The sequence below is a fragment of the Methanosarcina sp. genome (genome assembly GCF_035390745.1).
Taxonomy (GTDB): Archaea; Halobacteriota; Methanosarcinia; order Methanosarcinales; family Methanosarcinaceae; genus Methanosarcina.
In genome coordinates this window covers 1-10,509 of record NZ_DAOOUJ010000083.1, presented here as the reverse complement: position 1 = coordinate 10,509, position 10,509 = coordinate 1, and the positions used below count along the sequence as shown (strand labels likewise).

At 43.4% G+C, this 10,509-nt stretch carries 7 protein-coding genes and 1 tRNA gene; 5 read left to right on the top strand and 3 right to left on the bottom strand.

All coding sequences use genetic code 11. The features are described 5' to 3' along the window. Nucleotides 1–652: 652 nt before the first annotated feature. Nucleotides 653–762 (bottom strand) — tRNA-Met (locus tag PLL47_RS13610). Between the two features lie 788 nt (nt 763–1,550). Here PLL47_RS13610 and PLL47_RS13605 point away from each other — a divergent pair. The 4 genes from PLL47_RS13605 (at nt 1,551) to PLL47_RS13590 (ending at nt 5,792) form a co-directional block, all read left to right on the top strand. Continuing rightward, nucleotides 1,551–1,934 carry a molybdopterin dinucleotide binding domain-containing protein gene (locus PLL47_RS13605; protein ID WP_324446991.1) on the top strand — a complete coding sequence of 128 codons (384 nt, stop codon included), beginning with the start codon at nt 1,551–1,553 and terminating at the stop codon, nt 1,932–1,934. A 74-nt stretch (nt 1,935–2,008) separates the two neighbouring features. Next, nucleotides 2,009–3,313 (top strand): formylmethanofuran dehydrogenase subunit B, encoded by a 1,305-nt coding sequence (locus PLL47_RS13600; RefSeq protein ID WP_324446989.1) that lies wholly within the window; start codon nt 2,009–2,011, stop codon nt 3,311–3,313. Nucleotide 3,314: 1 nt separating this feature from the next. Beyond that, entirely contained in the window at nt 3,315–5,033 is a 1,719-nt protein-coding gene (locus PLL47_RS13595; protein WP_324446987.1) for a formylmethanofuran dehydrogenase subunit A, read from the top strand. Next, on the top strand, nt 5,034–5,792 hold the full coding sequence (locus PLL47_RS13590) for a formylmethanofuran dehydrogenase subunit C (protein ID WP_324446985.1): 759 nt from the start codon (nt 5,034–5,036) through the stop codon (nt 5,790–5,792). It abuts the gene before it with no gap. 256 nt (nt 5,793–6,048) lie between these two features. On the opposite strand, the gene PLL47_RS13585 is transcribed toward PLL47_RS13590, so the two are convergent. Together PLL47_RS13585 and PLL47_RS13580 are read right to left on the bottom strand one after the other, a co-directional pair. Beyond that, complete coding sequence (locus PLL47_RS13585; RefSeq protein WP_324446983.1) at nt 6,049–6,630, bottom strand: DUF4367 domain-containing protein; 582 nt, start codon at nt 6,628–6,630, stop codon at nt 6,049–6,051. Nucleotides 6,631–6,803: 173 nt separating this feature from the next. Next, nucleotides 6,804–8,831 (bottom strand): MA0829/MM1976 family S-layer protein, encoded by a 2,028-nt coding sequence (locus tag PLL47_RS13580; RefSeq protein ID WP_324446981.1) that lies wholly within the window; start codon nt 8,829–8,831, stop codon nt 6,804–6,806. Nucleotides 8,832–9,854: 1,023 nt separating this feature from the next. Between PLL47_RS13580 and PLL47_RS13575 the strand changes: the two genes are divergently transcribed. Further along, on the top strand, nt 9,855–10,445 hold the full coding sequence (locus PLL47_RS13575; protein ID WP_324446979.1) for a hypothetical protein: 591 nt from the start codon (nt 9,855–9,857) through the stop codon (nt 10,443–10,445). Nucleotides 10,446–10,509: the final 64 nt, after the last annotated feature.

Below are 10,509 nucleotides of genomic sequence, written 5' to 3'. Positions count from 1 at the left end.
GGTTATTTATGAGAGAAAAAAGAGAACTCTTTTGAGTTTCTACCTTATTATTTGCAAAATGACTTCGATTTAATTGAAAAGGTTGCTGTTACAGATTGGCAAAAAAATGATTTTCAGCTTCATATCTCTATTTTCTTCCAGTCCATTTTCAGTGCATCACCGACTTTCTCAATCACCAGATCAGCACCTGCTTCTTTTAGAATATCTGGATTTACTGTCTGAGCCACTCCGATAGCGAAAAGTCCTGCGTTCTTAGAATTGACATAGCATCCACAAGAGTTCCATTAAGGTCTGAAACAATTTATTTTACCTTAATGTTCATAAGCCCGCCCCCCTATGATTTAAAATATAGAGAATTTAAGATTAGTGAATAAGTTTTGATACGTAACCACAAATATATTTTCCTAACATAATCCTGCTTTTAAGCCAGGATCTTTTGATAATTCTATAAATTTTGAAAATGTCATTAAAAAAGTTAAGGAAGGAAGAAACTCGTTCCTGCAAAGAATGAATTATTTTTCCTCTTTTGTCTGCCGATACGCCAGACAGAAAAAGCTTGAAATTGACAGTTGAACTCAGCAGTTGAGCTTTATCTATGTATCATTAATTTAGAAAAAAAATAAAATAAAAAACATTTTAAATAAAAATCAGGTGCCCGGAGCGTGACTCGAACACGCGACCTCCAGATATCTCAGGAGATTAAAGACGCCTCATATAAAGTCCCTATGAGTCTGGCGCCCCAACCGACTAGGCTATCCGGGCTTGCAACACACAAATGTATTAACATATATTAAAGGGTAACGATTGGAAGTGAGGAAAATGAGCATTTTAGCTGTTTTTGAAGTGAAAAAATACAGGTCAATAATGGAAAAGATAAGCCTGTTAGCTCTCAGAATACATTAAGAGTACCAGTGAACACGTTATGTTAGTCCTGACATAATAGGGTAATATATAACAAAAGGAAATTATTGGGATATAGCCTATATAGCACATAATTATATAATTAAGAAGTAATATAACGTAAGCTTTCAGGTCGATTTTTAAAAAAAGGAAAGCTGAAAAGTGAATCCGGTGGAGATTCAAATCTTTATATCATGTTTATAGGCTGAAAGCGAATATAAATCTGAATAAATATATATAAACAAGATAATTATAACGAATGATCGAAATAGATCCTCAATCAATGAAACTGCCGGATGATTACACATTTCAGACCGGTGACTTCCTTCAGGACTTAACCGCCAGTTGAGGAATTGATTTTGATCACACTTCCATTAAAACTTACTTTAACAATTAAACTCTAACAGTACAGTTTACTAAAAGTAAATCCCGGGCAGTTAATTCCAAAATAGAAATCTTCAATTCCCCCATAAATCCAGAAGCTAAAACCTTCGAGACCGCGCGGACTTTAGGCCAACAATCAGTCCTGAACAAAATGTTGAAATCATAAGGTCAAAAGGCTGTTAGAAAAGAGATTGATGCTTCAAAAAATGATCCAACTAATTCAGTTTATCTATATACCTGGACTAAATCCCAGATGAGGAATTTCCATGAAAATAAAAGCAAACCTCATATCCGGAAGGACCGCCGACCAGGGCGCACATCTGGAAGCTAAAACACATAAAGGTTATTTTGACGCCTGTGCTTACTGCGAACTGAACTCTGCAGACTTAGAAAAGCTGGGTGCCTCCGAAGGGGACAGCCTGAAGGTCACCACTGAGTTTGGGGAAGTGGTGGTGTTTGCAAAGGCAAATGAAGGAAACCCTGACGGCCTTGCCTTTATCCCTATGGGCCCCTGGGCTAATGCAGTGCTCAATCCTGACACACACGGCTGCGGAATGCCGGGATTCAAAGGCGTTCCTGCCGAGATTGAAGTCACGGACGAAAAGCCTCTGGAAATGAAGTCACTCATGAGGAAATACCTGGAAGACTGAATTCCAGATTCCCCTGAAGCAAGAAATTCATATTTTCATCACCGGAGAAAACAGAATAATTCGGAGGAAAAAATATGCCAGTAATTAAAGACGCAGTATGTTCCCTCTGCGGGTCCCTCTGCGACGATATCACAGTCACCGTTGAAGATAATAAGATTACAAAAATCGAAAACGCCTGCATCCTGGGGCACAGCAAATTTGTCGGCATGTTCGAGCATGACAGGATAGAAACCCCTATGATCAGAAAAGATGGGGAACTTGTGCCTGTATCTTATGAGGAAGCAATCGAAGCTGCCGCAAAAATCCTGGTAAACTCCAGAAGGACACTTTCCTATGGCTGGTGCTCTACATCATGCGAAGCAATAAGCGGAGCGATTCAGCTTGCAGAAGAGACAGGTTCGGTAATAGATTCCACGGCAAACGTCTGCCACGGGCCTTCCGCTCTTGCTGCTCAGGAAAAAGGGTCCCCTTCAGCCTCTCTTGGAGAAATAAAGAACAGGGCAGATGTAATTGTTTTCTGGGGCTGCAACCCTGTTCATGCCCATCCCAGGCACATGTCCCGTTACTCAAGCTTTTCAAAAGGTTTCTTTACCGAAAAAGGGCGAAAAGGCAGGACAATGGTAGTTATTGACGTCAGAAAGACCGACACTGCAAAAATCGCTGATAAATATGTTGAAATTGAACAGGGTTCAGACCTGCTCCTTGTAACAGCCCTCCGTTCAATTGTAAACGGGCATGAGGATGTTGTTCCGGAAACCGTTGCAGGCGTTCCCAGAGCTGAAGTTCTTGAGCTTGCAGAGACCCTGAAGAACGCAAAATTCGTATGCATTTTCTTCGGCATGGGAGTCACCCAGTCCCGCTCAAAGTACAAAAACGGAGATGCAGTGTCCTCCCTTATTTCAGACCTTAATCAGCACACCAAAGCCGTAATGATCGGAATGCGCGGACACTATAATGTTACCGGTTTCGGGCAGGTAGCTACCTGGGAGACCGGCTTTCCGATGGCGATTGACTTTGCAAGAGGCTATCCCTATTACAACCCCGGCGAAACAGGTGCAAACGACCTTCTTGTTCGCGAAGAGCCTGATGCTGCAATAATAGCTGCAGCTGATCCGGGGGCACATTTCCCGCAAAAGGCTGTCAGGCACCTTGCAAGAATTCCTGTAATTCAGATTGACCCGTATGCCAACCCGACGACCGAAATCGCAGATGTTGTGATCCCATCGGCAGTTGTGGGAATTGAAGCGGAAGGCACGGCTTACCGTATGGATGCGATTTCCCTCCGCATGAAAAAACTGATAGATACCAAGTTTAAGACCGACGTAGAAATCGTAAAAGACCTGACTGCAAAAGTCAGGGAACTCAAAAGAGGTGCATAAAATGCCGGAAATCCTGATTAAAAACGCCAGCGTCTGTGATCCGGTTCAGGGAATTAACTGCGAGACCATGGATATCTGCATAAGAGACGGCAAAATTGTGGACAGCGTCTCTGGAAATGCGAAGGTTATTGATGCAGAAGGCAAGCTCACCATGGCAGGTGGCTTTGACGGGCACACACACAGCGCAGGAAAAATTAACGTAGGACGCTTCATCAACCCCAACGATGCAAGGAAAAACCCTGTACCCGGACTCTCGGGTCAGGTTGCACGCACTGAAAAGACAAGAGCCCAGGTAGGCTACAATACTCCAAACACTTACGCCATCGGATACAGGTATGCAAAACTGGGGTATACAACTATCTGTGAAGCTGCAATTCCCCTGCTTGCTGCAAGGCATACCCACGAAGAATTTAAGGAAATCCCTATCCTCGACAAAATGGGGCTGTCACTTTTCGGAAGCAACTGGCAGGTCATGGAGTACATCCGTGACAAAGAACCTGAAAAACTTGCAGCTTATATTGCCTGGGGCCTGAAAGCTTCAAGGGGTTACGGAGTAAAGATTGTAAACCCCGGAGGAGGAGAAGCCTGGGGCTGGGGAAAGAACGTAAGCGGACTCTACGACCCTGTCCCCAACTTTGATGTAACTCCTGCAGAGATCCTTATGGGGCTTGCAGAAGCCAACGAACGCCTTCAGCTTCCGCATTCAGTTCATGTACACTGCAACAACCTCGGAAAGCCAGGAAACTATGCAACCACCATAGAAACCATGAAGCTTTTTGAGAAGGTAAAACCAAGCCGGGACAGGCAGGCTCTCCACGTAACTCACGTGCAGTTCAATGCCTACGCAGGAACGTCATGGAGAGACTTCGAGACTGGGGCCCCGATGGTTGCGGATTATGTGAACGGGGCAGACCACCTGACTTTTGACCTTGGACAGGTAATCTTCGGACCCGCAGTAACAATGACCGCAGATGGACCTGTTGAGTACGCAAACGCAAGAATGCTGCATGAGAAGTGGAGCAATCAGGATATTGAACTGGAAGACGCTTCAGGTGTCGTGCCTCTGTTCTATTCGCCAAAAAGTTTCGTGAACGCAGTCCAGTGGGCAATCGGACTTGAACTCGCCCTGCTTGTAAAGGACCCCTGGAAAGTCATGTTTACAACTGACAGTCCTAACGGCGGATCTTTTGTTAACTATCCTGAAGCCTTTACCTACCTCATGAGTGCGAAAAGGAGAGCAGAGGTAATCTCAGGCTTTTCCAAGATGGCTCTTGACAGGATGGTACTGCCTGGAATTGACAGGGAACTCGACTTCTATGAGCTTGCTGTCATGACAAGAAGCACCCAGTCAAAGATATACAGCATGCCTGAGAAAGGGAACCTTAAAGCCGGCTCTGATGCTGACATTGCGATCTATGACATCCTTCCAGGCCAGGTTGACCCCTCGACAGAATATGCGAAGGTCAAGAAAGCCTTCTCATCGGCAGCATACACCCTGAAGAGCGGGGAAGTCGTTGTAAAAGACGGAGAAATCGAAGAGACCCCGAAAGGGAAGACTTACTGGGTGAATGCGAAAGTTCCGGAAAGCGTCGATACTGCAATGCAGAAAGATATAGACCGCAAATTCAGGAAGTACTATACTGTCAGCAAATCCAATTACATGGTTGAGGATATGTACATCCCGAAGCCTGTTGAAATCAGCACTGAGGGGGTTTTCTAAATGCAGGTCGTAAAACTTTCCCTTAAAAAAGCAAATAAAATCCCCATTGAAGCCGATAATATAAACCCTGACAACTTTGCAGGCAAAACCGCAGAAGAGATAAAAGAGATACTTATCTGGTACGGAAACGGGCAGTGCCCACTTGGGGACTTCTTTACTGTAGAAGTAGAAGGCAAAGACTCCGTGGAAAATACAAAGCTGGTTTTCGAAGGCGATGTTTCCAGAGTAAAGCGCATAGGGCAAAACATGACTGCTGGAGAAATAGAGATCAACGGCAACGTGGATATGCACTGCGGCTTTGGGATGAAAGGCGGAAAGATCGTAATCAACGGAGATGCTGACAGCTGGCTCGGCTGCGAGATGTCAGGCGGAGAGATTATTCTCAACGGAAATGCTTCCTATTATGTGGGTGCAGGCTACCGTGGAGAGTCCTGCGGAATGCGCGGAGGAAAGATTACTGTCAACGGCAATACAAAGGACTACCTCGGAGAGCATATGTGCGGAGGAGAAATCTTCGTAAAAGGCGATGCTGGACTCCTTCCTGCAATCTCAAACAACGGCGGGAAAATAATTATTGAAGGCAAAGCGACCATGCCGGCAAGCGAAATGAAGAACGGCACTGTCATTATAAAAGGTGAAGTCTTTGACATGCTTCCCTCCTATAAAGAAGAAGGTACGGAAGAGCTTGAAGGTGTCACTTACCGCAAGTTTACAGGTGACGTTAATGCCGGCGGAAAAGGCGTTCTGCTTATAAAGTGAACGACTTAAGCGGTAAACATGATATAAAAAACTATCTGGAAGGACACTCAGAGAATTGGAGTGAAAATATTCACATCTGGCGGATAAGAAATAGAAATAGCAGATTATGCAGATTTCGTTCTTGTCCGCTTATTCTCGTTTTCAAATCTGCTTACTTTTTTTCAGCATTTTGATTTCGATTTTGTTTTCTATCTATCCTGGTTTCAAAGATAAAAAGAAAAAAAGGGAAAAGAAAAAGCATCAGATTACTGAATAATCAGTATCCTGTTGCTTCTGCCAGCTGCTTTATAGGAGCTTCTTCAGGAGTATTTCCGAAAACCCTGATTACATAGTTTTCATTGCTCCAGAGATAGGAGTATCTGGGAACAGTTTTTCCTCCATCTGTAACATACTCGGTGATTTTCACGGCAGAGTGCCCGTTAAAAGAAACGTCAGTAAAACGGGAGCCGTTACTTAATGGGGGGAAAGAAGCTTTGTATGCATTGATAAAATTGTTTGCAGCTTCTTTGTTTTCAAGCTCAATCACATCTATATGGTATTCGGTATTATTGGAATCTCTATAAATTCCTTCAGAAACATTAAGGACCCCAGAGACGTTTTCAGCTTTGTAATCACTTTTAGTCTGATCTATGGGGAATGAAGCAGTATCATAGTACTCAAAGCCTGCAGGAAGGGTTTCAAGTGTACTTATTCCAGCTGCATCTTCATCAGAAACTGAGTTTGTTCCCGGATTGTCCGAATCTGTCCCGTTAACTGCTGCAGGAGAATTACCCACACAGCCTGAAAACGCGATCATCAAAACCGCAAACACAGATATTAAAGCTATAGTTTTTTTCATGAAACTTCACCTTCATCTTAAACCCTGAAAAACCAGGCGGCTTACAGATTCAGGATTTTAGATTTAAAAGAATCGCCAGAACTAAGAAGTCCGTAAATAAAAAGTTAACTGTAAGAAAGAAACCAAAAAAGGAATTTAAAAGAGAGAAGGGTAGAACCCTTCACTCAGAGAATTTAGTTGTTCCTCCTGACGAGGTAGACGACTGCAAGGAGTCCAACAAGACCAAGGACAACTCCGAATCCTGGAGTCTTTCCTTCTTCAGTTGGTGCCTCGGTTGGCTCAGTTCCTTCCTCGGTTGGTTCAGTAACTCCCTCGGTTTCAGTTACTGCCTCGGTTGGTTCTTCCTCAGTTTCAGTTACGTTGCCTTCCTCAGTTTCAGTTACGTTGCCTTCTTCTTCGGGCTCTTCAACTACTTCTCCTTCGCCGATAGTCTTCTCAACGAATGGGTAGTATCTGAGTTCAGAGACTGGAGTGTCAGCGACCTTGAAGAACATTCCCTGACCGATTTCGACATCGTCATCTCTGGTAAGAGTGAAGGTGTCTTCGTTGGTGATTTCAAGGGTGGCACCTTTGATCTTGACATTGTCAAGGTCACCGAACTCATCATCGGACTCAATGGTCATTGCGTTTGCGTAGTCAATGAGCCAGAGACCTTCGATCTGGGCAATGCTGTCGACTGCACCCTGGAAGACCTGGTTGACATGCACTCTGAGGACAACGACATCGTCTTCGTCCTGGATGTCATCAAGTTCAACTTCCCAGGTGTTGCTGGCGTTAGAACCTACTGAGATGATTTCGTCGTCAATGAACTCTCCATCCTTCTGGAATTCGAGCCAGACTTTCTCACCGTCAACGTCGACCTGCTTGGCTTCGATAGTGTATCCTTCACCGAGGTCGAGCTGTTCACCGGTTCTGATGGTGTACTTGTCATCGCTGTCAAGGATGAGCTTTGCAAGCTTGTCAGCTTTGTCAGCATTGATTGGGATGTATTCTTCTGCGAAGAAGCCGATCACAGGGTACTGGTCCCAGCCAATGGAAGGCTTGTTGTACTCGTAATCAACGTTCTTAATGGTGGTTGTGTACTTAAGACCGCCTTCTCCAATGACGTTTCCGTCAAGATCGGAGACGCTGAGGGATTCAGTTTCGACGTTATCATTGAGGTCATAGTAGAAGCCTGCAAAGTTGGTTGCATTCCAGGTAAAGTCACCTGAACCGGAAGCGACCTGTCCCCTGACCTCATAGGTACCTGGTTCTGTGATATCCTTTACTGCATAGAACCTGAGCACACTGGAGCTGGTGTCAGCGACCTTGAAGCCAAGACCTTCAGCAACTTCAACAGTGTCATCCCTTGTAAGGGTGATGGTGTCTTCGTTGGTGATGGTAAGGGTGTCACCGTTGATCTGGACATCGTCGAGGTCACCGAATTCGTCGTCAGACTCGATGGTCATTGCGTTTGCGTAGTCAATGAGCCAGAGACCTTCGATCTGGGCAATGCTGTCGACTGCACCCTGGAAGACCTGGTTGACATGCACTCTGAGGACAACGACATCGTCTTCGTCCTGGATGTCATCAAGTTCAACTTCCCAGGTGTTGCTGGCGTTAGAACCTACTGAGATGATTTCGTCGTCAATGAACTCTCCATCCTTCTGGAATTCGAGCCAGACTTTCTCACCGTCAACGTCGACCTGCTTGGCTTCGATAGTGTATCCTTCACCGAGGTCGAGCTGTTCACCGGTTCTGATGGTGTACTTGTCATCGCTGTCAAGGACGAGCTTTGCAAGCTTGTCAGCTTTGTCAGGGTTGATCGGGATGTACTTGTCTGCAAAGAAGCCGATCAGGCTGTAGTTGCTCCATCCGATAGATGGCTTTTCATATTCATAAGCAACTTTCTGGATGGTGGTCTGGTAGACAAGTCCGCCTTCTCCAATGACGTTTCCTTCAGTTCCTGAAACGTCTTTAATGGAAAGGGTTTCTGTTGTCACGTTATCGTCAATGTCGTAGTAGAATGCTGCAAATTCTGTAGCATCGATTGAAAGGGTGGTACCGTCGCCATATGTATCAATAATGGCATCGATATCAGAGCCGTTGTACACTGGACCGCGGATCTCAATTGCGCTTGTTACATTTGCTGCACTTGCGGCGGATGCAAATACAGTAAGAAGCATGAGAACAGCCAGTGATACTGCTGCAAATCTCTTCATTTTATTGTTTCCTCCATGTTTGTTAAGATATATCGTATGTAAGAAGAAGTGTCGGGATCGAACACTTAAAGGGTTTCACCATTCTTCACCAAATAAGACTTGTCCATTTCGTCTATTGCCGAAGAGGATTTCATTCCCTCCTTATCCCTCTAAATTGGATTACAAGTGTTCTATAAAATAATTGCATTATTAAATCTTTTGTGGTCTATTTCACAGGAATTAATGAGGAAAAGCGCAAAACAACGATACAAATGACGGTAAATGTCGAAAGAACATAGGCGGAATATTCGTCAGAGGTTAATATGCAGGATGAAGTAGAAACGCTTATAAAATACTATGGAAAAAAGATAGTATGTTTAAGAAATGCAACTAAATAATTTAAAACAATACTAGTTTTAAAAAACCATTATGTAAAAAACATTTAAACTCAGACCTTACAGCCTGTTAAAAACTTCTTTAAATAAGGATTATTCTGATTTTCGTGCTTGGAATCTTCATTTCACATAAGATAGAGCAAAATTTGGTTTTTCCGACAGCTTGAATGCTTTTTTACAGGACAACAGGCATGTTCAAGAAAGAAGATGCCTTAAATTATATTAGCTTGTGAGATGTACCCTTATCGAGGAGCGCACCAGACAAAAAAATATCAATTCAAAAGTCGGAGTTCAAATTAATCTGTAAAAGGCTGGAAAATAATTGTGGATAAAGCTGCAGACAAACATATTAAAGAATTCTCATATTTTTTGAGCAGACTTCCATTAATTTTATAATAATAAAAGTAGAAGATTGCCTATTTTTCACGGCATACAGTTAATATGGAACATATTAGAAATTGACGATATAATTGGAGAAATATAAAATAAGAAAGATATATAAAACAGCAGGGTGGAAATTACTGAAGGAGAGAAACCCTGAAGAAAGTGCAGCCTGATTATTCATGCACAAAAGCCAAAGATCTATTTATATCTAAAATTTATATATAAACAGCGCAACATAGGATAAAAACAATAAGGGGTATCAGTTTTGGAATGCCAAGATATTATCCAGGATGTCCTCTGCAGGATAAAAGCCATGAAAGGCGTGGAAGACACATACATTTTGAATGAAGAAGATAAGAAAAAAATATTTGAGCTCGAGAAAAAAGCCGAAGGGGCAGTTTTGATGGGCATGGGAATCGGAGATAATCAAGGAATCAAGGAGGTTCTCAAACGCCAGTTAATCATAGCCTTTACAACCAATATGGACTATGTCTGGCCTGAAGGACCAAATGTGATTCTCATGCAGTACGGGGAGAAAGTAGGTGAGGACGTTTATGACCCCGAAAAACTCGAAGAGTGCAAACAGTGCAAGGATATGCTGGTGATGGGAAATTTCGTAATATATAAAAGCGCAGTGCCAAAGCCAAAGGATGCCAAAAAAGAACCGATCACCGTTGTTCTTCCGCCCCAAAAATGTGAAGATTTAGAGTGCGTGGAAGGGTTAACCAATATCGTACTGGCATCCCCTTCTACTCCCTCTGATGAATATATAAGATCTGTAATGGGTCTCAAGCCAGCAGCAGGCATGGGAACTTTTATTATAGGATTCGATATCTGCGAATCAAAATCAGATTAAACGGAAATTGCATCCACCAGATCCGAGAAATAAGTCTTAGCCTTAAAACAGATATAATATAGTC